Annotated in this window: 21 protein-coding genes; 13 read left to right on the forward strand and 8 right to left on the reverse strand. The window is 61.0% G+C overall.

The window, feature by feature from the left end; translation table 11 throughout:
* The first annotated feature begins 82 nt into the window (after window positions 1-82).
* From speA to nhaC, 4 genes are all read left to right on the forward strand, one after another.
* The gene (speA, locus tag ACUN8C_RS13975) at window positions 83-2,020 is read left to right on the forward strand and encodes a biosynthetic arginine decarboxylase (protein ID WP_445619772.1); all 1,938 of its coding nucleotides are present in this window, start codon (window positions 83-85) and stop codon (window positions 2,018-2,020) included.
* A gap of 474 nt (window positions 2,021-2,494) precedes the next feature.
* A complete protein-coding gene (locus ACUN8C_RS13980) occupies window positions 2,495-4,066 on the forward strand; it encodes a Re/Si-specific NAD(P)(+) transhydrogenase subunit alpha (protein WP_445619773.1) in 1,572 nt (523 codons plus the stop codon).
* 16 nt (window positions 4,067-4,082) lie between these two features.
* A complete protein-coding gene (locus ACUN8C_RS13985) occupies window positions 4,083-5,525 on the forward strand; it encodes an NAD(P)(+) transhydrogenase (Re/Si-specific) subunit beta (RefSeq protein ID WP_445619774.1) in 1,443 nt (480 codons plus the stop codon).
* A gap of 273 nt (window positions 5,526-5,798) precedes the next feature.
* Window positions 5,799-7,361, forward strand: coding sequence for a Na+/H+ antiporter NhaC (gene nhaC / locus ACUN8C_RS13990; protein ID WP_445619775.1), 1,563 nt, complete (start codon window positions 5,799-5,801; stop codon window positions 7,359-7,361).
* A 113-nt stretch (window positions 7,362-7,474) separates the two neighbouring features.
* Here nhaC and ACUN8C_RS13995 read toward each other — a convergent pair whose 3' ends face one another.
* The 3 genes from ACUN8C_RS13995 to ACUN8C_RS14005 all read right to left on the reverse strand — a co-directional run bounded on the left by ACUN8C_RS13995 (window position 7,475) and on the right by ACUN8C_RS14005 (window position 9,723).
* Window positions 7,475-8,236, reverse strand: coding sequence for an SDR family NAD(P)-dependent oxidoreductase (locus ACUN8C_RS13995; protein WP_445619776.1), 762 nt, complete (start codon window positions 8,234-8,236; stop codon window positions 7,475-7,477).
* Window positions 8,237-8,293: 57 nt separating this feature from the next.
* The gene (locus ACUN8C_RS14000; protein WP_445619777.1) at window positions 8,294-9,307 is read right to left on the reverse strand and encodes a bile acid:sodium symporter family protein; all 1,014 of its coding nucleotides are present in this window, start codon (window positions 9,305-9,307) and stop codon (window positions 8,294-8,296) included.
* Window positions 9,308-9,492: 185 nt separating this feature from the next.
* Window positions 9,493-9,723 carry a DUF3072 domain-containing protein gene (locus tag ACUN8C_RS14005; protein WP_108841754.1) on the reverse strand — a complete coding sequence of 77 codons (231 nt, stop codon included), beginning with the start codon at window positions 9,721-9,723 and terminating at the stop codon, window positions 9,493-9,495.
* A gap of 241 nt (window positions 9,724-9,964) precedes the next feature.
* On the opposite strand from ACUN8C_RS14005, the gene ACUN8C_RS14010 reads away from it, so the two are divergent.
* The 4 genes from ACUN8C_RS14010 (at window position 9,965) to ACUN8C_RS14025 (ending at window position 13,150) form a co-directional block, all read left to right on the forward strand.
* Window positions 9,965-10,249 carry a hypothetical protein gene (locus ACUN8C_RS14010; RefSeq protein ID WP_445619778.1) on the forward strand — a complete coding sequence of 95 codons (285 nt, stop codon included), beginning with the start codon at window positions 9,965-9,967 and terminating at the stop codon, window positions 10,247-10,249.
* A 288-nt stretch (window positions 10,250-10,537) separates the two neighbouring features.
* The gene (locus ACUN8C_RS14015) at window positions 10,538-11,365 is read left to right on the forward strand and encodes a cytochrome b/b6 domain-containing protein (RefSeq protein ID WP_445619779.1); all 828 of its coding nucleotides are present in this window, start codon (window positions 10,538-10,540) and stop codon (window positions 11,363-11,365) included.
* Window positions 11,362-12,144 carry a molybdopterin-binding protein gene (locus ACUN8C_RS14020; RefSeq protein ID WP_445619780.1) on the forward strand — a complete coding sequence of 261 codons (783 nt, stop codon included), beginning with the start codon at window positions 11,362-11,364 and terminating at the stop codon, window positions 12,142-12,144. The genes ACUN8C_RS14015 and ACUN8C_RS14020 overlap by 4 nt, the downstream gene beginning before the upstream one ends.
* Before the next feature lie 169 nt (window positions 12,145-12,313).
* The gene (locus ACUN8C_RS14025; protein ID WP_445619781.1) at window positions 12,314-13,150 is read left to right on the forward strand and encodes a hypothetical protein; all 837 of its coding nucleotides are present in this window, start codon (window positions 12,314-12,316) and stop codon (window positions 13,148-13,150) included.
* Window positions 13,151-13,198: 48 nt separating this feature from the next.
* Here the strand turns inward: ACUN8C_RS14025 and ACUN8C_RS14030 are convergent, their stop codons facing one another.
* Both ACUN8C_RS14030 and ACUN8C_RS14035 read right to left on the reverse strand, forming a co-directional pair.
* The gene (locus ACUN8C_RS14030; protein WP_445619782.1) at window positions 13,199-13,711 is read right to left on the reverse strand and encodes a metallophosphoesterase family protein; all 513 of its coding nucleotides are present in this window, start codon (window positions 13,709-13,711) and stop codon (window positions 13,199-13,201) included.
* Window positions 13,712-13,790: 79 nt separating this feature from the next.
* Window positions 13,791-14,159 (reverse strand): hypothetical protein, encoded by a 369-nt coding sequence (locus tag ACUN8C_RS14035; protein WP_133240989.1) that lies wholly within the window; start codon window positions 14,157-14,159, stop codon window positions 13,791-13,793.
* Window positions 14,160-14,382: 223 nt separating this feature from the next.
* Here ACUN8C_RS14035 and ACUN8C_RS14040 point away from each other — a divergent pair, with 223 nt between their 5' ends.
* Window positions 14,383-15,921 carry a peptide MFS transporter gene (locus tag ACUN8C_RS14040; RefSeq protein ID WP_445619783.1) on the forward strand — a complete coding sequence of 513 codons (1,539 nt, stop codon included), beginning with the start codon at window positions 14,383-14,385 and terminating at the stop codon, window positions 15,919-15,921.
* Window positions 15,918-17,738, forward strand: coding sequence for an aminopeptidase P family protein (locus ACUN8C_RS14045; RefSeq protein ID WP_445619784.1), 1,821 nt, complete (start codon window positions 15,918-15,920; stop codon window positions 17,736-17,738). Before ACUN8C_RS14040 ends, ACUN8C_RS14045 begins: the two co-directional genes overlap by 4 nt.
* Before the next feature lie 71 nt (window positions 17,739-17,809).
* Here ACUN8C_RS14045 and ilvD read toward each other — a convergent pair whose 3' ends face one another.
* The 3 genes from ilvD to ACUN8C_RS14060 all read right to left on the reverse strand — a co-directional run bounded on the left by ilvD (window position 17,810) and on the right by ACUN8C_RS14060 (window position 20,768).
* Window positions 17,810-19,555 carry a dihydroxy-acid dehydratase gene (gene ilvD, locus ACUN8C_RS14050; protein ID WP_445619785.1) on the reverse strand — a complete coding sequence of 582 codons (1,746 nt, stop codon included), beginning with the start codon at window positions 19,553-19,555 and terminating at the stop codon, window positions 17,810-17,812.
* 273 nt (window positions 19,556-19,828) lie between these two features.
* The gene (locus ACUN8C_RS14055) at window positions 19,829-20,491 is read right to left on the reverse strand and encodes a fumarylacetoacetate hydrolase family protein (protein WP_445619786.1); all 663 of its coding nucleotides are present in this window, start codon (window positions 20,489-20,491) and stop codon (window positions 19,829-19,831) included.
* Window positions 20,492-20,534: 43 nt separating this feature from the next.
* A complete protein-coding gene (locus ACUN8C_RS14060) occupies window positions 20,535-20,768 on the reverse strand; it encodes a hypothetical protein (RefSeq protein ID WP_445619787.1) in 234 nt (77 codons plus the stop codon).
* Window positions 20,769-21,055: 287 nt separating this feature from the next.
* Here ACUN8C_RS14060 and ACUN8C_RS14065 point away from each other — a divergent pair, with 287 nt between their 5' ends.
* The 3 genes from ACUN8C_RS14065 (at window position 21,056) to ACUN8C_RS14075 (ending at window position 23,285) form a co-directional block, all read left to right on the forward strand.
* Window positions 21,056-21,814, forward strand: a complete 759-nt coding sequence (locus ACUN8C_RS14065) for a C40 family peptidase (protein ID WP_445619788.1) — start codon at window positions 21,056-21,058, stop codon at window positions 21,812-21,814.
* Window positions 21,815-22,058: 244 nt separating this feature from the next.
* Window positions 22,059-22,619, forward strand: coding sequence for a cytochrome b (locus tag ACUN8C_RS14070; protein ID WP_445619789.1), 561 nt, complete (start codon window positions 22,059-22,061; stop codon window positions 22,617-22,619).
* Between the two features lie 57 nt (window positions 22,620-22,676).
* The gene (locus tag ACUN8C_RS14075; RefSeq protein ID WP_445619790.1) at window positions 22,677-23,285 is read left to right on the forward strand and encodes a YceI family protein; all 609 of its coding nucleotides are present in this window, start codon (window positions 22,677-22,679) and stop codon (window positions 23,283-23,285) included.
* Window positions 23,286-23,336: the final 51 nt, after the last annotated feature.

A 23,336-nucleotide genomic window follows, 5' to 3' on the forward strand; every position in this document is an offset into this window, starting at 1 on the left:
CAAAGGCAGCCGTTTGCTGCCTTTCTCTTATGTCACTACCTTCAGAATGTCGTTTGCGGCCAATTCTGACCGGAGCCCGCCCATGTCCAATGCTTCATCCGTACCCGATAAGGCCCATGCCCAGTCGGAGGCCCGCCGCACCTACAATATCGATCAGTGGGGCAGCGGCTATTTTGACGTCAACGACCAGGGGCTGGCCGTGGTGCGCCCCTTCGGCGATGCCGACAGTCAGGACGGGCCGGCCCTGCCGCTGAAGGGGCTGGTCGAAAAGCTGCAGGACGCCGGATTGCGCCTGCCCATGCTGGTGCGTTTTACCGATATCCTGCATGACCGCGTCGAACAGCTGTGTCAGGCCTTTGACCGCGCCATTGACGAGCTGGAGTACCAGGGCCGCTACACCGCCGTTTATCCCATCAAGGTCAATCAGCAGCGTCGCGTGGTGGAGGAGCTTCTGGCCACCCCCGAGCGCGGTCGTGGCCGTGTCGGGCTGGAAGCCGGCAGCAAGCCGGAACTGCTGGCCGTACTGGCGCTTTCCTCTGAAACCACCTCGACCATCGTCTGCAACGGCTACAAGGACCGCGAGTACGTGCGTCTGGCGCTGATGGGCGAAAAGCTGGGTCACCGCGTCTTTCTGGTGGTCGAAAAGCAGGCCGAGCTCGAGCTGATCCTCGAAGAGGCCGACAACCTGGGCGTCATGCCCCGAATCGGCGTGCGCGCGCGCCTGTCGTCGGTCGGCAAGGGCAACTGGGAAAGCACCGGCGGTGACAAGTCCAAGTTCGGCCTGACCGCGCGCCAGATCCAGCACGTGGTGGATCACCTGCGCGCCCATGATCGCCTTGAATCGCTGCAGCTGGTGCACTTTCACCTGGGTTCGCAGATCGCCAACATTCGCGATATTCAACGCGGCCTGCGCGAATGCACCCAGTTCTACAAGAGCCTGCGTGATGTCGGCGCACCGGTCGCCGTGGTCGACGTCGGCGGCGGTCTGGGCGTGGACTATGAAGGCACCCGCTCACGCAGCTACTGCTCGACCAACTACTCGATGGCCGAGTACGCCAACAACGTGGTCGGCGCCTTCGCCCAGCTGTGTCAGAGCATGGACATTCCGCATCCGGACATCATTTCCGAATCCGGTCGGGCGCTGACGGCCCACCATGCGGTACTGATCACCAACGTGATCGACGAGGAGCGCCACGAGGTGGCCGTGCCCGAGCGTGGACAGCACGAGGGGGACACGCATCTCGACGTGCTGTGGCAGACCTATGACTGGCTGGCCGAACCTGCCGAGCCGCGCCTGCTGGTGGAGTATTATCACGACCTCTATCAGGCCATGATCGACATTCAGGACCGCTTCGTGCTGGGCAGTGCCACGCTGGGCGTACGCGCCGAGGGCGAGGCGCTTTATACCGCGGCCTGCAAGCGTCTGCGCGCCAAGCTTGATCGACGCAACCGTGCCCATCGCGAGATCCTCGATGAGCTGGACGAGAAGCTCGCCGACAAGCTGTTCGTCAACTTTTCGCTGTTTCAGTCCCTGCCGGACGTCTGGGGGATCGATCAGATCTTCCCGGTGCTGCCGCTGTCCAACCTCGACAAGCCGTCAACGCGCCGCGGCGTGATTCAGGACATCACCTGCGACAGTGATGGACGCATCGAGCGCTACGTCGATGGTCAGGGCGTGGAGAGCACGCTGCCGCTGCCGGAGTGGAAAGCCGGTGACGACAAGCTGCTGGGGCTGTTTCTGGTCGGCGCCTATCAGGAGATTCTGGGCGATCTGCACAACCTGTTCGGTGATACCGACTCCATCGATGTCAGCCTTGATGAGCACGGCGACTGGAAGCTGGGCGACCCGATCGTGGGCGATAGCGTGGCCAACGTGCTGCGCTACGTGAACTTTGATCCGGATCGTCTCAAGGGCCGCTTCCAGCGCCAGCTGTTGCGCAGCGACGTCTCCGGCCGGGAACGCGAGATGTTTCTCGAAGAGCTTGAAGCCGGTCTTGAAGGCTACACCTACCTGGAGTAGCCAGGTACCCTGCCTCACCTTGCATCATCTCGTCTCGCCCGGGCCTATGGCCCGGGCGAGATGTTTTCCCATGCTGCCCCTGCTCCTTTTGAAAGACCTCCCTTCGCTTCTCTTGAAGACCGTTTCTCGTAAAGACAGGATTCATTTCCCTCCCACGTCTTCTGGAACCGGGCGCGCACCCCTGAAAGACCCTTTTTCACGCGCTGCAGAGAAAATCACTCGCCCTTGAGCAGTGGCTCAGGGCCTCTTTGCACGGTTTACTCAGGGGAGAACGACATTGATCGTTCGATCCACGACACACCCTTGGTCTATTAATCAAAGGTCGAACGGCTTTTTGCCAAACGCCGTGCGAGCCTAGCTGGTTTGAGCAGGCGTGCAGCTGTCATGGCGCACGCCTGTGCAAGGGGCTGCGCGTTCAACAAGAGCCAATCGTCAAGGCAAATGGCCCGCTTTTCACACCAAAGGGGAACACGAGTGAAGATAGGCGCACCAAAAGAGAGTGCTCGAGGAGAAGCGCGCGTCGCGCTGACCCCGGAGAGCGCGACACAGATCCAGAAGCTGGGCCATGCGTGCCTGGTTGAAACCGGTGCCGGTGTGGCCGCAGGCTTTGACGACCAGGCCTATCGCGACGCGGGCGTCACCATCGTCGAGAGCGCTCAGGCGCTGTTCGATGACGCCGACATCGTGATCAAGGTTCGCGAGCCTTCCGAGCAGGAGGCCGAGCGTCTGCGCAAGGGCCAGACGCTGATCGCGTTTTTCTGGCCGGCCCAGAACGAGGCCATGCTGGAGAAGTGCCGCGCCAAAGGCGCCACCGTCATCGCCATGGACATGGTGCCGCGCATTTCCCGGGCACAGAAAATGGATGCGCTGTCATCCATGGCCAACATTGCCGGCTATCGCGCGGTGATCGAGGCCGGCAACAATTTCGGCCGTTTCTTCACCGGTCAGGTGACTGCTGCAGGCAAGGTACCACCGGCCAAGGTACTGGTGATCGGTGCCGGTGTGGCCGGACTTGCCGCCATCGGCACCGCCACGAGCCTCGGCGCCGTGGTGCGCGCCTTTGACGTACGCCCGGAAGTCTCCGAGCAGATCGAATCGATGGGCGCCGAATTCCTGTTTCTGGATTTCGACAACGCCCAGGACGGTTCGGAAAGCGGCGGTTACGCCTCGCCTTCAAGCCCCGAGTTTCGTGAAAAGCAGCTTGAGTGTTTTCGTGCCCAGGCAAGTGATGTGGACATCGTCATCACCACCGCGCTGATCCCCGGCCGACCGGCACCCAAGCTCTGGCTGGAAGACATGGTCGCGGCCATGAAGCCCGGCTCGGTGGTCATTGACCTTGCCGCCGAAAAGGGCGGCAACTGCGATCTGACCCGTGCCGATGAGCGTGTGGTTTCGGACAACGGCGTCGTGGTGGTCGGCTATACCGACTACCCCTCGCGCATGGCGACCCAATCATCGCTTCTGTACGCCACCAATATTCGCCACATGCTCACCGACCTGACGCCCGACAAGGACGGCGTCATTCAGCACAACATGGAAGACGACGTGATCCGTGGCGCCACGGTCACCCATCAGGGCGAAGTCACCTTCCCGCCACCGCCGCCCAAAACAAAGGCCATCGGGGCCGCCAAACCCAAGGCGAAGGAGAAAGAACCTACTGCCGAGGAAAAGCGTGCTCTTGAGTCCGCCCAGTTCAAGTCGCAGACCAAACGTCAGGTCGGCATGCTCGCCATTGGCGGTGCGTTGATGCTGTTGCTGGGTGAGGTGGCACCTGCCTCGTTCATGCAGCACTTCATCGTCTTTGTGCTGTCGTGCTTTATCGGCTTTCAGGTGATCTGGAAGGTCAGCCACTCGCTGCATACGCCGCTGATGGCCGTCACCAATGCCATCTCGGGGATCATCATTCTGGGGGCGGTGCTACAGATCGGCTCGGGCAGTGTGATTGTGGGCATTCTGGCATCGATTTCGGTGCTGATTGCGACCATCAATATCGTGGGTGGCTTCCTGGTGACACGCCGGATGCTCGCCATGTTCCAAAAATCCTGAGCGGCCGAGAAACGCTATGTTGAGTCAAGGGTTCGTATCTGCCGCGGCGATCGCGGCAAGTGTTCTGTTTATTCTGTCGCTGGGTGGTCTGAGCAACCAGGAAAAAGCCAAGCGCGCCGTCTGGTACGGCATTACCGGCATGGCCGTGGCGGTGTTTTTCACCGCCTTCGGCCCCGGCATCGGCGGCTACTGGTGGATGATCCCCATGATCATCATTGGCGCCGGCATTGGTACCTGGATGGCAGGCAAGGTCGAAATGACCGAAATGCCCCAGCTGGTCGCCGCACTGCACAGCTTTGTCGGTCTGGCCGCGGTCTTTGTGGCCCTGAGCGCTGACCTTGAGCGCCGTCGGGTGCTCGCCGCCCGCGCCGTTGATGGCGTCATGCATGACTTCTCCGCCTTTGCAGCGCTGGTGGCGACCAAGGCACCGGAGGAACTGGCCTTTTTGCAGGTTGAAGTGGTGCTGGGGATCTTTATCGGGGCGGTCACCTTTACCGGCTCGGTCGTGGCCTTTGGCAAGCTGGCCGGCAAGGTCGACGGCAAGCCGCGTCAGCTGCCCGGCGGGCATCTGCTCAATGCCGGCGCCGCGGCACTTTCCGTACTGCTTGCGGTGCTTTATCTCAACGGCGCCGGCTTCTGGACGCTGCTGGTACTGGCACTTCTGGCCTTTTTTATCGGCTATCACCTGATTATGGGTATTGGCGGTGCCGACATGCCGGTGGTGGTCTCGATGCTCAACAGCTACTCCGGCTGGGCGGCGGCGGCCATCGGTTTTACGCTCTCCAACGACCTGCTGATCGTGACCGGCGCACTGGTGGGCTCCTCGGGGGCGATTCTCTCCTACATCATGTGCAAGGCGATGAACCGCAACTTCGTCAACGTCATCCTGGGCGGCTTTGGCGGCAGCCAGGGGCCGGCAGCGGAGATCGAGGGCGAGCAGGTGGCCATTGACGCCAATGGCGTGGCCAGTGCGCTCAATGATGCCGACAGCATCATCATCGTGCCGGGCTACGGCATGGCGGTGGCCCAGGCACAGACCGCAGTAAGCGATCTGGTGCGCAAGCTGCGTGCGGCGGGTAAAGAGGTGCGCTTTGGCATCCATCCGGTGGCCGGACGCCTGCCGGGGCACATGAACGTGCTGCTGGCAGAAGCCCGCGTGCCCTACGATATCGTACTGGAAATGGATGAGATCAACGACGACTTCGCCTCGACCGATGTGGTCATCGTCATCGGCTCCAACGACATCGTGAACCCGTCGGCTCAGGAAGATCCCAACAGCCCGATCGCCGGCATGCCGGTGTTGAAGGTCTGGGAAGCCAAGCAGGTCTTTATCAGCAAGCGCGGCCAGGGCACCGGCTACTCGGGGATCGAAAACCCGCTGTTTTTCAAGGAAAACAGCCGCATGTTCTATGGCGATGCCCGTGACAGTCTCAATGCCCTGCTGCCGATGATCGATTGATCACCCCGGCGCATTGCACCGCAGCCATCAGAGGGGCAGCGTAGTCTTCTGGGGTGTCCGGTCGTATCGGGCTCAAGGCGCAAGATTTGAAGCGTTTTGGGTCCGGTGCAGCGCTTGAACCCTGTAAAAAAGAGAAAACGCCACCTGCCGATTGTGCATGATCGCGGACAGACGCTCGCGATTCTGGAATAATCCGCGCCCATTACGACAACAGCACCCCGTCGAGCCATCGATGGGGTGCTGTCCTTTCTGGTTGCAGCAACGAGAGAAACAATGGCTTTCCTTTCCCGTCATGAGGCCGGTACATCCTCGCCCCGTGCACCCGGCATGCTGGATGCGCTTTTCCCCATTGTGGCCGTGATCGTCATGCTGGCGCTGAGCGTGACGCTGTTCGGCGCCGACTCGTCCAGCGGCCCGACCCAGATCGCATTGATCATGGGCGCCATGCTGGCGGCCGTGGTGGGCCTGAAAAACGGCCACCAGTGGCAGGCCATCGAAGAAGGCATCAACCGCGGAATTCACCTCTCATTAGGTGCAATTTTGATCCTGCTCTCGGTGGGCGCCATGATCGGCACCTGGACGATGGGCGGCGTGGTGCCCACGATGATCTATTACGGGCTCGAAATCCTCTCGCCCCACTATTTCTACGCCACCGCCTGCCTGCTATGCGCGCTGGTCTCGGTGTCGGTCGGCAGCTCCTGGACGGTAGCCGGCACCATCGGCATCGGGCTGATCGGCATCGCCAACGGGCTGGGGCTTTCAAGTGCGATTACGGCCGGTGCCATCATTTCCGGCGGCTATTTCGGCGACAAGATGTCGCCGCTGTCCGATACCACCAATCTGGCCCCCGCGTCGGCCGAGGCCGAGCTGTTCGCCCATATTCGTCACATGCTCTGGACCACCACGCCGAGTCTCATTCTGGCGCTGATCGCCTTTCTGGTGCTGGGTCTGGGCGGCCCCGACCAGGTGGCCACCCCCGAGCGTATTACCGACATCCAGCAGACCCTGAGCGATCATTTCACCATTAGCGCCTGGCTTTTGCTGCCGCTGCTGGCGCTTTTGATCATGGCGTGGAAGCAGATGCCGGCCTTTCCGACCATCTTCATCGGTGCCCTGCTGGGCGTGGTTTTTGCGCTGATCTTTCAGCGCGACGCGGTGATCGGGCTGGCCGATACGCCCTCGCTGAGCCATGCCATGGCGCTTTTGAAGGGCAGCTGGATTGCCCTGTATGACGGCTACAGCGCCCATACCGGCAATGAGGCGATCGATGCGCTACTCACCAACGGCGGCATGGACAGCATGCTGACCACGGTCTGGCTGATCCTCTCGGCCATGACCTTTGGCGGCGTCATCGAGCGTCTGGGGCTTCTGGAGCGCGCCGTCAGCGGGCTTTTGCGCGTGGCGCGCAGCACTTCCTCCCTGATCATCTCGACGCTGGCGACGGGACTGGCCACCAACATCGTGACCGGTGATCAGTATCTTTCCGTGGTGCTGCCCGGGCGCATCTACAAGGCTGAATTTCAGCGTCGCCGGCTCAAGCCGGTAAACCTGTCGCGCGCGCTGGAGGATTCCGGCACGATCACCTCGCCGCTGATCCCGTGGAACAGCTGTGGGGCCTACATGGCCGCGACGCTGGGCGTGGCCACCCTGAGCTATGCGCCCTTCGCCTTTTTCAATCTGATCAATTTAGGCATTGCTGTGCTCTATGCCCTGATCGGCTTTCGCGTGACGCGCATGAGCGATGACGAGCAGCCCGATCATGACGCCGAGCTGCCGACCCTGTCGGACGGACAGATCATCGATGATCAGTATGAGGCCAGTACCGGACGCGCCTGACCCCTTGCAGCCCCAATCAGGGTCTTTTTGAAACGACCCTTTTCAAATGACAACGCCGGCCCATGGGCCGGCGTTTTTCGATCCTCATAAAACAGGATCATGACACGGTCAAATTACTCGTCGCGATCAACGGCCATGCCGGCCCAGACCTGACGCACCGGTTGGATTTCAAGGAAGTTGATGTTGAGATGCGCCGGCAGTGTGGCGACATAAAACATCTGCTCGGCGATGTCTTCAGCCGACATCGGCGTGGTGTTGCCATAAAGCTGGTCGGAAGCCGCCTGGTCGCCTTTGGTGCGCACCAGGGTGAACTCGGTTTCGGCCATGCCGGGAGCAATGTCGGTCACGCGCACGCCGGTGCCGTGAAGGTCACAGCGCAGGTTGTAGCTGAACTGCTCGACAAACGCCTTGGTGGCGCCATACACATGGCTGCCCTTGTAGGGCCACTTCCCGGCCGTGGAGCCGATATTGATGATACTGGTACCAGCACCGAGCTCGATCAGGGTCGGCAGCAGCGCGTGAGTGACGTTGACCAGCCCCTTCACGTTGGTATCGATCATGGTGTGCCAGTCTTCCAGCGCCACGTCCTGAGCCGGCTCCGGCGCCAGCGCCAGACCGGCGTTGTTAAGCAGGACATGGACCGAGGCAAACTTCTGCGGCAGTTCATCAACGGCCTTTTTCACCGCAGCTTCATCGCGCACGTCCAGTTCGATGACATGCACGGCCACCTTCCCTGAAAGCTCCTGTTCAAGTGCCTCCAGGCGCTCACGGCGGCGGCCGGTCAGCACCAGTGAGTAGCCGGCCTCGGCAAAACGGCGCGCCGCTGCGCGGCCAAATCCTGATGTCGCACCGGTAATGAAAACGCTTTTATTCACGTGCTCTCTCCCTGCTCGATGGTCAGTCATTACATATCATCAACTACCAACGCCCGATCAGGCGTTCGATGACGCGGTCTGTGCCTCCGCGGTGGCCGCCGCGCGACGGGTGGCATAGCGGCGCGCCAGCATGGCACACACAAACAGCTGAATCTGGTGAAACAGCATCAAGGGTAGCAGTGCACTGCCGACCTGAGCGGCCGGGAACAGTACATTGGCCATCGGGACGCCCGAGGCCAGCGTCTTTTTGGAGCCGCAAAAGACAATGGCGACTTCGTCCTCACGGGAAAAGCCCATCAGACGGCTGACGGTGCGGGTGACCATCAACACCAGCGCCAGCAATACGCAGTCCACCACGATCATGGTGGCGATGCTGACCCCATCAACGTGCTGCCAGAGCCCGCCGACGATGGCCTCGCTGAAGGCCAGATAAACCACCATCAGAATGGAACCGCGATCGACGATCATCAGGGGCGCCTTGTGCTCGCGAACCCACTGCCCGATCCAGGGCTGCAGGAGCTGTCCCAGCAGAAAGGGCGCCAGCAGCTGCATAAGAATGTTGCCGATGGCCCCCAGCGACGGGCCGGCACCGGCGTCAGCATTGACGCTGAGCACCAACCCCAGCAGGACCGGCGTGATGAACATGCCTAAAATATTGGACGCTGTGGCTGAGCAGATCGCTGCGGCCACGTTGCCCCCGCCGATCGAGGTAAACGCGATCGAGGACTGCACGGTTGAAGGCAGCACGCACAAAAACAGGATGCCGGTATAAAGCGCTGGTGACAGCAATGCCGGTGACAGCAGCCCGATGATCAGCCCCAGTACCGGAAAGAGCCCAAAGGTGGTGAGAAAGATCACCAGATGCAGGCGCCAGTGGGTCATGCCCTTCACAACGGTTTTGGGCGAGAGCCTGGCGCCATGCAGGAAAAACAGCATGCCAATGGCAATGGTAGTGGCAATGGAAAACCACTCGGCATAGCGGCCTGAAATGGGTAACAGCGAGGCCAGCACGACAGTGCAGACAAGATAGAGGAGAAACTTGTCGATATTGAGACGGGCAAGTAGGGACACGGCAGACTCGAAGCTCAAGCATTCTGGATTGTTGGCTCAGCCGGGCCTTTGCCCCGGCCGCTCATCGATCATACGCCAGCCCTTCGAATTTGGCACGGCCGGGCGCCGGACGCTCAAACGGGCATGAAAAAAGCGCCCGCAGGCGCTTTGACGTTTCAACCGCTACCAATTTTTTAGCAACCGGATCAGTGATTCTCGCCCCGACCGGTCTTGTGCTGGAGCTCGTCAATCATTTTGGACGCATCCGCCTTGGTGAGCGAGTCATCAAAATCGACACCGGCTTCTTCACACAGCGTGCGCAGATAGGACGCCTGAGCACCGGTCATGCTTTCATCACCCGTGGCCCAGTCGTTGGGATCCTTCTCGAGATTGCTGGCCTGGTCGTTATGGCTGGGGTCTTCCGTGCGATTGGTCATCAGGTTCTCTCCGTGAACGGCCATGTGGATACTGGATAAAAATATAGACGATGATGCAGTTGATGCACGCCTGTCTCACCACATTGGTCAGTAAAAGGATTTGACTAATGAAGGGTTGTATCAATATCAACTTATGTTATGGCGCGCGCTCGCGCCGGATGATTGGATGGCATATAACCGTAATTGCCAATGAAGGCGATCCGGTCTGCAAAACCCGAGTCATGTTTCAAGGAGTAGTACCATGGAAGGTATTGTCAGCAACTATCGCGACGTCGTACGCAAGGGCGGCTACACGCTGATGTCAGAGCAGGCACCGCCGCGGGATACACCACTGGAGTGTATCTACATCGACAATGACAGCCAGTCCATCCGCACGACCAGTGCCCGTCTGGGCATGGCCGACAGCCAGACGTGGTGTACCGAAAGCGGTGTCACCGAGGCCCTGATCAGCGGCTCGTCTTCCTTTATTTCTTCCATGGCCTGGCGCGCCGGTACCCCCAGCCAGTCCGGCAATCCCGACCGGTAATGTTTCATGTCGCGTCCACCCAGGTGGGCGCTACTTTTTTTGATCGATGCGCTGACCAACGCTCTGGCCAGTATGACCCTTCGAGTTCAGAACTGCCCCTTCGAGTCCAGAGCCGTCTTGCTTCTCGGCGCTTCCCTGCCCTTGTACAACGCGGTTTCTGACCAGCGTCTTCTGCACGCCCTTACCTGCCCCGTTCTGCTGTTGAGTGTGACGCAGACAGGATGACTGGCAGAAAACGTCAATGCAGGCCCATACTCCACTAACTACCCTGTTCTGCGGGATATTGGCATGCCCGGACGTTCTTCCAATCAAAACATCACGCAACGCCTGCGCCATCGCCTGCCGGTACGTGTCTGGCACTGGATCAATCTCTGGTGTTTGATCGTGCTGCTGCTCAGCGGCCTGCAGATTTTCAATGCCCACCCCGCGCTGTACTGGGGCAGTGCCTCCGACTTTGATGCCCCCTGGCTTGAGATGTACGCCATGCGGGCCGCCGATGGCAGTATCAACGGCATGACCGCGCTGGGCCCCTGGCAGTTCACGACCACCGGCATTCTGGGATACTCGGACGGTAGTGTGCGGGGCTTTCCCGGCTGGGCAACCCTGCCGAGCTATCAGTTTCTGAGCATGGGTCGGCTGTGGCATTTCTTCTTTGCCTGGCTGTTTGCCATCAGCGGGGCGCTCTTTGCCCTTTACGCACTATTGAGTGGCCATTTCCGACGCAATTTCTGGCTGGATGGCCGTGACTGGCGCGGGCTCGGCCGAGACATCATCAACCATGCGAAGCTGCGTTTTCATGATCATGCGGGCAAGTACAACAGCCTGCAGAAGCTCAGCTACCTGAGCGTGGTCTTTCTGGCGCTGCCGCTGATGATCGTGACCGGTCTTTGCATGTCGCCCACCATCAATGCCGCCGCACCCTGGCTGCTGGACCTGTTCGGCGGGCGCCAGAGTGCGCGTTCGATTCATTTCATCACGGCCTTTTCACTGGTGCTGTTTGCCGTGGTTCACGTGGCGATGGTGCTGCTCTCCAACCCCCTGCGCCAGCTTCGCGGCATGATCACCGGCCGCGTGCCGCGTTCGTCCTCGTCTTCTGATCCGGAGTCACCGTCATGAGCCGTCGCCCGCCACCAGAGTTTTCCTTTAGTCGCCGCGCCCTGCTGCAGCGTACGCTGCTGGGGGCGGCAGCTCTGGGGCTGGTCGGCTGCGACCGGCTGTCGGAAAATGATGCCGTGATCAGCCTTCTTGACAGCGCCGAGACGCTCAACCTCAGAACGCAGCGACTGCTGGCCGGGCGCGAATCGCTGGCCGTGGAGTATCCGGCCTCGATGATCTCGCCGGTCTTTCGGCCCAACGGCACGGTGGACCCACAGACCGCGCTGTATCGACAGCTGGCCGCCAACGACTTCGCTGACTGGCGTCTTACGGTCGGCGGGCTGGTGCGCACGCCGCTGGAACTCTCGCTTGAAACGCTTCGCGGGATGCCCTCGCGTACCCAGATCACCCGCCACGACTGCGTGGAAGGCTGGAGCGCCATCGGACAATGGTCAGGACCGGTGCTGGGCGACATTCTGGAGCAGGCAGGCGTACACGCCTCGGCCCGCTACGTCGTGTTTCACTGCATGGATCAGCTCGACGGCGAGCACGATTATTACGAAAGCATCGACATGGTTGAGGCTTTCCACCCCCAGACCCTGCTGGCCCATTCGCTCAACGATGAACCGCTGCCCGTGGGCAACGGCGCGCCGCTGCGCCTGCGCGTGGAGCGACAGCTCGGCTACAAGATGGCCAAGTATCTCAAGGGCATCACGCTGGTCGAACATTTCGATGACCTTCAGGGTGGCAAGGGGGGCTACTGGGAGGATCGTGGCTATACCTGGTATGCCGGTATCTAGCGTTCTGTCCGATGAAGAACAAAGCAATCGGAAGTCATGTTACGGATGCGGCTTTGGTCGCTACATGAGACGACTCGATTTGACAAAAGGCCACACCAGGCTGAACTGAGAGCAGTCAGGCAGCGCATGACGTTGCCTGGTGTCTTTTTTCCCGAAAAGGATATTCGCCATGCTGTCGTTTCGAACCGCCCGTCCCACTCTGCTGGCCTCGGCCATTGCAATGGCCTGCACCCTTTCCACCGGCACGGCGCTGGCGGCCGACAGTCACAGTGAAACGCCCCGGCACCTGCGTGGCACCATCAGCGCGGTCAGCGATCACGGTTTTACCGTGACGTCCACCAATGGCGGCGACACGCATGAAGTGATCCTCAATGATCAGACGCGCGTGGCAGGCGTTACGCCGTCAAGCCTTGACGAGATCAAGGAAGGTACCTTTATCGGCACCGCCAATGCGCCGGGTGAGAATGGCCAGCCTTCAAAAGCACTGGAAGTGGTGGTCTTTCCTGAATCGATGAAAGGCACCGGCGAAGGCGACTACCCCTGGGACATGCCGCGTGGCCATGACAGCGCCGGCGGCGAGCAGATGGGTGGTGGGAAAATGGGCGGCGCCGGTGACGGCTCGACCATGACCAATGGCACCGTCAGCAAGGCAGGTGATAGCAAGATGGGCGGCAGCGGTGGTGGCTCAAGCATGACCAATGGCACCGTTAGCAAGGCCGGTGAGGGCAAGATGGGCGGCGCCGGCGGCGGCTCAAGCATGACCAACGGCACCGTCAGCGAATCAAAAAGTGCTGATCAGAACATGATGACCCTGACCGTGGATTACGGTGACGGCAAAAAGCAGATCATGGTCCCGCGTGATGTGCCGGTCGTGGCCGTTCAGAAAGCCACCATGGACGACATCAAAAAGGGTGAAGCGGTCTTTGTGGCCGGTGACCTGTCCGCCTCGCCCGTACAGGCGAAGGTCGTGATTGTCGGCCTGGACGGCACCGTCCCGCCGATGTAACGCGGTCCGCTCCTGCAACCGACCCTGATGCCCGGCAAGTGCCGGGCATCAGCCCTCCAGTACGAAATGCATCACGCCACTGCACAGACTGTCCTTTCGGGCATCAAGCCTGCCGGCCGTAATGGGCAGCTTGAAGCGACGCTTGCCGGCACTTCCCGGGTTAAAGTAAAGCCGCCGTTTCCCGAAGCTCTCCTCGACCCACTGCTGACGCGGCTTGTGTGAGTGGCCGAACAACACGGCGTCACAGGTCATTGCAGCATTGGCATCGGCAATGTCATGCACCAGGTGCAGCTGCCAGCCGTTCACCACGATATCGCGATGCACCGGCAGCGCCTCACACCACGTTTCCCGGTCGATGTTGCCGCGCACGGCGACCAGCGGGGCCAGACCGGCCAACTGTTCAAGAATCCCTCGGTTACCGACATCGCCCAGATGCAGAATCAATGCGCAGCCCTCAAGCGCCTTCAGGGCGTCATCGCGCAACAACCCGTGCGTATCACTGATCACGCCGATGGGCGTGTCGATGGAAAAAAGCGTCTGCTCACACAGCGAGAGCGCCATGTCCCCCTCCTTTGGCAAAAGGTCCTGACAGCAGAAAGGCCCCGAATGGGGCCTTTCTGCTGGATATTCGAAACGTTGATCAGCGTGTGGAACCTGCCGGCGTGCCCGCCTTTTGAAAATCTTCGTAGGTCACGTTGCCCTGCTCATCCACGTTGCAGCTGACGTTGTAGATGGTGGTACCGTGGCCCAGCATATTGATGTGAAGAAGGAGCTCTTCGCCCTTTTCATAATCACCGGCGTTTTGCTGTTCCATCAGAAGCTGGGAACTTTCGAAGGTATCCTTGTCCTTGCTGTTCATGGCCGCTTCATGGCACTTGTTGACCAGTTCGCGGTCGGCCTGAGGCACATCGGCAGACTCTTCCACAGACCCTGCCTGCGCCACCTGACCAAAGCCGCTCATCGCCAGCGCCAAAGCGCCGGCACACCACATACCCTTGTGTACTTTCATGATTCATCCCTGAAGGTTGGCTTCCTGTTGAGTGTAGGAACACTCTCGCCAACTTACCCGACAATTCTTTCAGGGCTTTCGAACATGGCAAATGATTCGCTGGCGTCAGGCGCTCACACCAATGATGGTTTGCACCCGGCGATGGCGGCTCGTATGGTGCACGACGTTTATCACAGGCCTCACCGGCCGCTTCGATTCCGGGTCTTATCTGCTGGATACTGTCATGGCAACTTCCTCTGAACGCGGCTTTTTTGGCCACCCTCGCCCGCTGGGGCCGCTCTTTTTCACTGAAATGTGGGAGCGTTTCTCGTTTTATGGCATTCGCCCGCTGCTGGTGCTCTACATGGCGGCAGCGCTTGCCGACGGTGGGCTGGGCATTCCCCGCGATACCGCCGCTGCCATTGTGGGCATCTTTGGCGGCATGATTTATCTGAGCACGCTGCCGGGCGGCTGGCTGGCCGACAACTGGCTGGGCCAGCGTCGCGCGGTCTGGTATGGCTCGATTCTGATTGCGCTGGGTCATCTGTCCATCGCATTGTCGGCGCTCTGGGGCACACCGATGTTCTATATCGGGCTGATTCTGCTCGTGCTGGGCTCGGGGATCTTCAAGACCTGTATCTCGGTCATGGTCGGCACCCTCTATAAAGAGGGCGATGCCCGCCGTGACGGCGGTTTCTCGATTTTCTACATGGGCATCAATCTGGGCGGGCTGATCGCTCCGCTGGTGACCGGGTTTGCCATGGAAAACATTGGCTGGCACTGGGGCTTTGGCGCCGGCGGTCTCGGCATGCTGCTCGCGCTGATCATCTTCCGGCTCACCGCCGTTCCGGCCATGCAACGCTTTGACCGGGCACACGGTCGCGAATCGAGCTGGGATGCGCCGGTCAATCAGCGCCGCCATGTTGGTATCGGCGTGACGATCTGTCTGCTGCTGGTGGCGCTGTTGACTGCGCTCGGTCTGGCCGGCGTCATTACCTTCAACCCGGTCGCCATCGCCACCGCCATGAGCTATGTGGTAGGGCTGTGCGTGCTGGGCTGGTTCATCTATCTGATGTTTTTCAACGGCCTCAACCGGCACGAACAGGCCCGTGTCATTGTTTGTCTGATTCTGTTCATGGCCGCGGCCCTGTTCTGGGCTTCCTTCGAGCAGCAGCCTACCTCCTATAACCTGTTTGCCTCGGATTACACCAACCGTCAGATCATGGGCTTTGACATTCCGGTGCTCTGGTTCCAGTCGCTCAATCCGCTGTTCATCATTGTGCTGGCACCGCTGTTTGGCTGGCTGTGGCCGGCCATGGCACGACGCGGTTTTGAGCCGTCAAGCGTTGCCAAGTTCGGCGCCGGACTCGTTTTCGCGGCAGCCGGCTTTGGTCTGATGGTAATGGCCGCCTGGCAGGTCGTTGACGGTGCCGGTCTGGTCTCGCCGCTGTGGATCGTAGCCAGTCTTTTGCTGCTCACCCTGGGCGAGCTCTGCCTGAGCCCGGTCGGGCTTTCGACCATGACGGAGCTGGCGCCGATGTCCATGCGTGGCCAGATCATGGGGATCTGGTTTGCCGCCTCGGCGCTGGGTAATCTGGTCGCCGGGCTGATCGGTGGCCATGTCAGCCCCGAACATGTCACCCAACTGCCTGAACTTTTCGGCCGCTGCGCACTGGCGCTGTTGATCGGGGCGGTCATACTCATGATATTGATCAAACCCATCCGCCGCCTGCTGGCCCACAGCCGCACCGCTGAATCAGGCACCTCGGAGACTTTGCCATGACCGCTCCAGTCAACACTCCTTCACAGCGCATCGACGCCCTGCGCCAGGCCATGACGACGCACGGCATTGATGCCTGGCTGGTGCCCTCCTCTGACCCGCACCTGTCGGAATATCTGCCCGGCCACTGGCAGGGTCGCGAGTGGCTGACCGGCTTTACCGGTTCGGTCGGTACGCTGCTGGTCACCCATGATTTTGCCGGGCTCTGGGTCGACAGTCGCTACTGGGTACAGGCCGACAAGGAGCTCTCCGGCAGCGGCATCGAGATGATGAAGGTGGCCCAGGGCCAGCAGATTCTGGCACCGATCGACTGGCTCGACGTCAACCACACGGGCGCCATTACCCTGGGGCTTGATGGTGCCGTGCTGCCGCTGGCGGCCCATCGCGCCTTCACCGCGCGGCTGGGCGAGAGCGTCACGATTAAAAGTGACCGGGACCTGCTCGAGGAGATCTGGCTCGATCGCCCGGCCCTGCCGCAGGCACCGGTGGAGCCCCATGACGCTGCCTTCACCGGCCAGACCCGCCCTGATCGTCTGGCACAGCTGCGTCAGGCCATGAATGAGGCCGGCGCCGATGCGCACCTGATCTCGACGCTGGATGACATCGCCTGGCTTTTCAATCTGCGCGGCAGCGACGTGGACTACAACCCGGTGTTTCTGGCCCACGCGCTGGTCGATACGCATCATGTTCGGCTGTTCATCGATCAGGACAAGGTCTCTGCGGTACTTCGCGAGGCGCTGGCCGATGATGGCGTCTTTCTGCATGACTATGCCGAGGCCCTCGACGCCCTGACCCGTCTGCCCGAAAGCACGCGGCTTCTGATCGACCCGGCACGGGTGACGCTGTCACTGGTTCAGGCCCTGCCCGGGCAGGTCACGCTCGTGGAGGCCTTTCAGCCGACCACGCTTGCCAAGGCCTGCAAGAGCGAGGCAGAAATCGACCATATCCGCTCGGCCATGACGCGTGATGGCGCCGCCCTGTGCCGGCTTCTCTGCTGGCTCGAGGCGACGCTGGAACGCGGGGAGTCGATCACCGAGCTGACCATCGACGCCCGCCTGACGGCCGAGCGCACGCGGGAGAAGCACTTCATCTCGCGCAGTTTTCCCACCATTGCCGGCTTCAGCGCCAATGGGGCGCTGCCGCACTACCGCGCCACCGAGGCGGCGCATGCCAGCATTGAGGGTCAGGGACTTTTATTGATCGACTCCGGGGCCCAGTATCTCGACGGCACCACCGATATCACCCGGGTCATCCCGGTGGGCGAGCCAACACCGGCTCAAAGGGCCGACTATACCCGCGTGCTCAAGGGCATGATGGCGCTGTCACGTACCCGCTTCCCCGAAGGCATCGAAGCGCCGCGGCTGGACGCCATCGCCCGGGCACCGCTATGGGAGGCAGGCCTTGACTACGGTCACGGCACCGGCCACGGGGTGGGCTATTTCCTCAACGTCCATGAAGGCCCGCAGGTGATCTCGCGCGGCGCGCTGCCCACACCGCAGACCGCCATGCGCGAGGGCATGATCACCTCGATCGAGCCGGGTCTCTACCGGCCGAACCAGTGGGGCATTCGCATCGAAAACCTGGTGGCCAATCGTCTCGTGACAGACGTTGACACCCTGGATGGCGACGCTTTCCTCGAGTTCGAGACGCTCACCCTGTGCCCCATAGATACTCGCCTGATCGAGCCCGCGCTGCTGCGTGAAGACGAAATGACCTGGCTGGATGACTATCACCGCACGGTGTTTGAGCGCCTGTCGCCCACGCTCGATGATGAGACCCGCGCCTGGCTTGCCGAAAAGACGCAGCCGCTGGCGCTCTGAGCGTCAGTCCCCGGCACCAAAAAACGCCCCGGCCATGGCCGGGGCGTTGTCATGCAGGGGAAGGCCAATGATCAGTTCAGATCGTCGGTTGCCTCCGGCAGATCGGTCAGGGCGCCGAGCGAGGCCGAACTGACCGTGCGGGCATACTTGGCCATCGCACCGCGTGTATAGCGCGGCTTCGGACGCTGCCAGGCCTGGCGGCGACGGGTCATCTCGGCGTCATCGATGTGCAGGGTCATGACGTCGTTTTCGGCATCGATGGTGATCTCGTCACCGTCCTCAACCAGCGCGATCGGCCCGCCGTTAAAGGCTTCCGGCGTGATGTGACCCACCACAAAGCCGTGGCTGCCGCCGGAGAAGCGCCCGTCGGTAATCAGCGCCACCTTGTCCCCAAGACCGCGACCCATGATGGCCGACGTGGGCGTGAGCATTTCGCGCATGCCCGGACCGCCGCGCGGGCCTTCGTAGCGAATCACCAGCACGTCGCCGGCGACCACGGTCAGGTCGTTGATGCGCGCCTGCGCTTCCTCTTCGGAATTGAACACGCGCGCCGTACCGGTAAAGCGGGTGCCTTCCTTACCGGTGATCTTGGCAACCGAGCCTTCCGGCGCCAGATTGCCGTAAAGCACGCGCAGGTGGCTGGACGCCTTGATGGGGTTGTCCAGCGGCTTGATGATGCTCTGGCCTTCCGGATAGGGCGCCACATCGGCAAGGTTCTCGGCCAGCGTGTTGCCGGTCACGGTCAGGCAGTCGCCGTGCAGCAGCCCTGCATCAAGCAGAATCTTCATCAGCGGCTGAATGCCGCCGATGGCGACCAGTTCGCTCATCATGTAATGACCGCTGGGACGCAGATCCGCCACCACCGGCACGCGCTTGCCGATCTCGGTGAAGTCATCCAGCGTCAATTCCACGCCGATGGTGTTGGCAATCGCGATCAGGTGGAGCACCGCATTGGTGGAACCGCCCAGGCTGATGACCACGGTCACGGCGTTTTCGAACGCCTTGCGCGTCATGATGTCGGACGGCTTGATGTCGAGCTCGAGCAGCTTGAGCACGGCAGCGCCCGCTTCGCGGCTGTCGTCCTGCTTGGTCTGGGAGACGGCGTTTTGCGCCGAGGAGTTCGGCAGGCTCATGCCGAGTGCCTCGATGGCGGAGGCCATGGTGTTGGCGGTATACATGCCACCGCACGAGCCCGGTCCGGGGATCGCGGTCTCTTCGATGCGCTTGACGTCGATGAGGTCCATGTTGCCCTGGGAGTGGGCACCCATCGCTTCAAAGACCGAAACGATATCGGTATGGCCTTCACCCGGCAAAATGGTGCCGCCGTAAACGAAAATACCGGGACGGTCCAGACGGGCCAGCCCCATCATGCAGCCGGGCATGTTCTTGTCGCAGCCACCAATGGCGACCACGCCGTCAAAGCCTTCACAGCCGGCCACGGTCTCGATGGAATCGGCAATGACCTCGCGCGAGATCATCGAATACTTCATGCCCTCGGTGCCGTTGGCGATGCCGTCACTGATGGTAATGGTGTTGAACACCACGCCCTTGCCACCGGCCTCATCGGCGCCGTCACTGGCGGCGTCCGCCAGCACATTGATGTGGCTGTTGCAGGGCGTGACGCGACTCCAGGTCGAGGCGATCCCGACCTGAGGCTTTTTGAAATCCTCATCACTGAAACCCACGGCGCGCAGCATGGCGCGGCTGGCGGCCTTGCCGGGGCCGTCAACCACCAGCGATGAATGGCGACGGGCATGCGCCCGCTCGTTGGCAAGCGGTGCAGTGGAGGGGCTATCCGGCCGGTCTTCCTGGCTCATGATCTGATCACTTTTGATGGTAATGAATACGAACAGGTCCCGGCCCATCCCGCAGGGGCGCAATGCCCGGAACCAACGAAAGCGCTGTCGATATCAGACCCGCAGGGCAGCAATACCGCCCGTGACGAGCATGTCTGAACCTCGACAGAAGCGTGTCGCCGCAGGGCTTTCGGATCTTCGAAAGCGGGCCACACACACTGCGCGGATAGCGCGGCCGGGTGTCAGGCCCGGCACAGGGTTTCGAGTATACGCTCAGCCTGCTTCAGCATGAAATCAGCTGCGGGCCGTGATCTCGAAATGCCCGTCCAGCGACAGGGCCAGTCGTGCACCCTCGGGCAGCGCGCCGACCCCTTCCGGGGTGCCAGTCAGGATCACATCCCCGGGTTCAAGCGTAAACGAGCGCGATATCTCGACAATCAGCTCGACCGCCTTGAACAGCATCAGGGCCGTATGCCCGGTCTGGCGACGCTCACCGTCGATGGTCAGGCTAAAGCGCAGATCATCAAGGTTCATGCCCTGTGCATCATAGGGCACGAACTCGCTGATCGGGCAGGCACCATCAAAACCCTTGGCCCGCTCCCACGGGTGTCCCTTGTCCTTGAGCCTTGACTGCACATCACGCAGGGTCAGATCCAGTGCCAGCCCCACGCCAACGATGGCCGGCAACACCTCTTCCGGCCGCGCACGGCACAGTCGGTGCCCTATCAAAAGTGCCACCTCGGTTTCAAAATGTACTTCGCCGAGATGACGCGGCACCCGAATGCGCTCTTTCATGGGGGTGGCGCTGGAAGCCGGCTTGATAAACAAAAGCGGCGCGGTCGGGACTTCGTTGTTGAGCTCTCTGGCATGGGCGGCGTAGTTGCGACCCACGCAGACAATCTTGCCCAGGGGCTCGGCAAGCGTGCGTCCATCGGTGAAACCGGGCTGGAAGGCCATGACCTGTTCCTTTTGAAGATCCATGCATGATTATTGATGCAAATTACGCTTTATTACAGACATAACAAAACCATAGCCATGAAAAAGCGGCAAAGCACGATGGCACCCTGCCGCTTTTTTCCTGCCCCTGTCTCCTGCATAGGTGCTCCGTGCCCGGCGTCTCACCAATGCGGGGCATGAACTTTTCGTATGAGCCCGGAATCAGCATCAGCGGTTCGTTGAACTCATGATGGTCGGTTAAAACGATCGAGGCGCTGATGGCATTCATGCGCGGCATGCCGTCTTCCTCCCACCAGCCACTTCAGAAAATGCTCGAAACGGCCGTATTGATCGTCTGACGCGGCGTTTTTAAGTGCAACCACGTAAGCATGGGACTCTTCTGGCCTCTATAACTCGGCTTATATGGGTCGCGATGTGGTGCACTCAACGTTAGAATGCGCGCATTGATCATGTCCCGGCACCCCCTCGGGATGTTATCAATGCCCCTGCCGTGATTTGTCAGATTGCCGCGCGCTGTGGCGCCGGCCCATGCCCTGACACGATACCGACCCGATGAGCACCCACATGCCACATCCAGACTTCTCACGCCGAGCGGCCCGCCAGGGGGCGCTGGGTCTGCTGTTGATCCTGCTGCTGAGCCCCTGTTTGCCCGGCGCCGTTGAACCGGTGCAGGCTCGACAGCTGCTGCAGCCCGAGCATGGCACGGCCAGCGAACTGCGCGCCAAACGCAAGCGCGAGCAGGCCCGCGCCCGCCAGCTGGGGCTGTCCGAAACCCAGCTTAAAAAGGCTGCGGCTCAGGGCCGCTCGATTGCCCCCGGGCGATCGACACAGGCCATCGCTGCGGGTGTGGATAACTTCAACTACAAGAAATACGCCTTCAACGAAGAGATCGACCGGCCCGGTGAAATGGCCATGGCGCGCGCCATGGACACCGTCATGGATCAGGTCGGGCGGCCATACCTCTGGGGCGGCACGACTCCTCAGGCAGGCTTTGACTGCAGCGGTCTGATCTATTACGCCTTTCGTGATCTTCTCTCCGGGGATCTGCCGCGTACGGCCAACGGCATGTATCACTGGTCAAAGTCCACTCCGGTCGCTCTGGATTCGCTCAAACGCGGTGATCTGGTCTTTTTCCGCATCAAGGCCGCCAGCGCCGCCGATCATGTCGGTGTCTATCTAGGCGATGGCCAGTTCGTTCAGGCCCCTCGAACCGGCGAAAACATTCGCGTCAGCTCGCTTTCCGGCGACTACTGGCAGCGCCACTATCTGGGCGCCAGGCGCCTTTTGACCGGCGACACCGTCCGCCAGCTTGCCTCGCGCTGATATACCTCTCTGATGTATCTCTCTGAAGGACAGCATGTTTACCGCGGCTGTCCGCCAGTATTTCCATACCACCTACTCCTAACGTCTTGATTCGATTTTTTCGAATCATGGCGCTGAGTATTTTCGCTTTTCTGCATGCAGGGAGTACGGCACGATGCCGTCACACCACTGGACGGGCGCTGCCTGCCCCGTGTTCATGACAATGACGCCTTGCTTCGGCATCGCTTGAAAGCGGATGGCACCAATGGCCAATGTGGAGACTGTGCAATCGAATCGGCCCGAGCGCTGGCACCCTGCCTCGATGGCGCTGCACTGGAGCAGCGCAGCGCTGATCGCAGGCCTTTTTGCCAGCGGCTGGTGGATGACGGGCCTTTCGTATTACGACAGCTGGTATCACCGGGCGCCCTGGTGGCACAAATCCTTCGGTCTGACCCTGGCAGCCCTTTTGATTCTGCGTGTCGCAGCGCGCCTTGCCTTTCCGCGCCCGCCGGCACTGGGCCACCTGCATGCCCGGCGCGCGGCTCATGTGGGTCATCTACTGCTGTATCTGCTGCTGTGCACGGTACTGGTGGCCGGTTATCTAATCTCGACGGCCGAGGGTCGAGGCGTCAGCGTCTTCGGTGTTGTCGAATTGCCCGCACTGACCTCCCCGTTCAGGGATCAGGCCACGCTGGCCGGCACGGTGCACTGGTACGTGGCCTGGTCGCTGATCGTGGCCGGGGTCGGTCATGGCCTGCTGGCCGTGAAACATCACGTCATTGATCGTGATGCCACATTGATTCGCATGCTGGGGCGCCGTGCCTGACGCCCTTTCTTCTCCTTTTTAATCGCTGTGCTTTCGTTTGTTCATTCAGGGAAAACAATGCTCATGAAAAAAATACTTGCCGCCGGTCTTGCTGCCATGGCCCTGTCACCGCTGGCGATGGCCGTCAGCCCCACGGCCGATGCCGCCGAGTACCAGATCGACAAGGAAGGCCAGCACGCCTTCATCGAATTTCGCATTCAGCATCTGGGCTACTCCTGGCTACTGGGCCAGTTTCGCGACTTCGACGGCAGCTTCAGCTACGACCCGGATGACCTGACAGCTTCCGCTGCCGAGGTCACCATTCATACCGACAGTCTGGATACCAACCACGCCGAACGAGACAAGCACCTTAAAAGCGCCGATTTCCTGAACGTGTCCAAATTTCCGGAAGCCCGCTTTGTGTCCACCGGCTTTGAGCCCAAAGAAGGCGAGTCCGATGAAGGCGTGCTAAAGGGAGATCTGACCCTGCACGGCGTGACCAGGCCGGTCGAGATCGAAGTCACCCGCATCGGCGGCGGCGATGACCCCTGGGGCGGCTATCGTCAGGGCTTTGAAGGGGAAACCGAGTTCAAGCTGGCCGATTTCAATATCGATCCGGACAACCATCTCGGCCCTGCCAGCGAGACCGTTCATCTTTATCTGTCACTGGAAGGCGTACGCCAGTAACGCCGCAGGCCTTTTCTTCGGGAGAGAAAAAGCGCATCACATTGCCATTGT

The organism is Kushneria sp. Sum13 (genome assembly GCF_052692355.1).

What these genes read in the sequence shown, in the direction of transcription:
- speA (WP_445619772.1), top strand. Translation starts at nt 83, where the DNA reads ATGTCCAATGCTTCATCCGTACCCGATAAGGCCCATGCCCAGTCGGAG.
- ACUN8C_RS13985 (WP_445619774.1), top strand. Translation starts at nt 4,083, where the DNA reads ATGTTGAGTCAAGGGTTCGTATCTGCCGCGGCGATCGCGGCAAGTGTT.
- nhaC (WP_445619775.1), top strand. Translation starts at nt 5,799, where the DNA reads ATGGCTTTCCTTTCCCGTCATGAGGCCGGTACATCCTCGCCCCGTGCA.
- ACUN8C_RS14005 (WP_108841754.1), bottom strand. Translation starts at nt 9,723, where the DNA reads ATGACCAATCGCACGGAAGACCCCAGCCATAACGACCAGGCCAGCAAT.
- ACUN8C_RS14010 (WP_445619778.1), top strand. Translation starts at nt 9,965, where the DNA reads ATGGAAGGTATTGTCAGCAACTATCGCGACGTCGTACGCAAGGGCGGC.
- ACUN8C_RS14015 (WP_445619779.1), top strand. Translation starts at nt 10,538, where the DNA reads ATGCCCGGACGTTCTTCCAATCAAAACATCACGCAACGCCTGCGCCAT.
- ACUN8C_RS14020 (WP_445619780.1), top strand. Translation starts at nt 11,362, where the DNA reads ATGAGCCGTCGCCCGCCACCAGAGTTTTCCTTTAGTCGCCGCGCCCTG.
- ACUN8C_RS14025 (WP_445619781.1), top strand. Translation starts at nt 12,314, where the DNA reads ATGCTGTCGTTTCGAACCGCCCGTCCCACTCTGCTGGCCTCGGCCATT.
- ACUN8C_RS14030 (WP_445619782.1), bottom strand. Translation starts at nt 13,711, where the DNA reads ATGGCGCTCTCGCTGTGTGAGCAGACGCTTTTTTCCATCGACACGCCC.
- ACUN8C_RS14035 (WP_133240989.1), bottom strand. Translation starts at nt 14,159, where the DNA reads ATGAAAGTACACAAGGGTATGTGGTGTGCCGGCGCTTTGGCGCTGGCG.
- ACUN8C_RS14040 (WP_445619783.1), top strand. Translation starts at nt 14,383, where the DNA reads ATGGCAACTTCCTCTGAACGCGGCTTTTTTGGCCACCCTCGCCCGCTG.
- ACUN8C_RS14045 (WP_445619784.1), top strand. Translation starts at nt 15,918, where the DNA reads ATGACCGCTCCAGTCAACACTCCTTCACAGCGCATCGACGCCCTGCGC.
- ilvD (WP_445619785.1), bottom strand. Translation starts at nt 19,555, where the DNA reads ATGAGCCAGGAAGACCGGCCGGATAGCCCCTCCACTGCACCGCTTGCC.
- ACUN8C_RS14055 (WP_445619786.1), bottom strand. Translation starts at nt 20,491, where the DNA reads ATGGCCTTCCAGCCCGGTTTCACCGATGGACGCACGCTTGCCGAGCCC.
- ACUN8C_RS14060 (WP_445619787.1), bottom strand. Translation starts at nt 20,768, where the DNA reads ATGCCGCGCATGAATGCCATCAGCGCCTCGATCGTTTTAACCGACCAT.
- ACUN8C_RS14065 (WP_445619788.1), top strand. Translation starts at nt 21,056, where the DNA reads ATGCCACATCCAGACTTCTCACGCCGAGCGGCCCGCCAGGGGGCGCTG.
- ACUN8C_RS14070 (WP_445619789.1), top strand. Translation starts at nt 22,059, where the DNA reads ATGGCCAATGTGGAGACTGTGCAATCGAATCGGCCCGAGCGCTGGCAC.
- ACUN8C_RS14075 (WP_445619790.1), top strand. Translation starts at nt 22,677, where the DNA reads ATGCTCATGAAAAAAATACTTGCCGCCGGTCTTGCTGCCATGGCCCTG.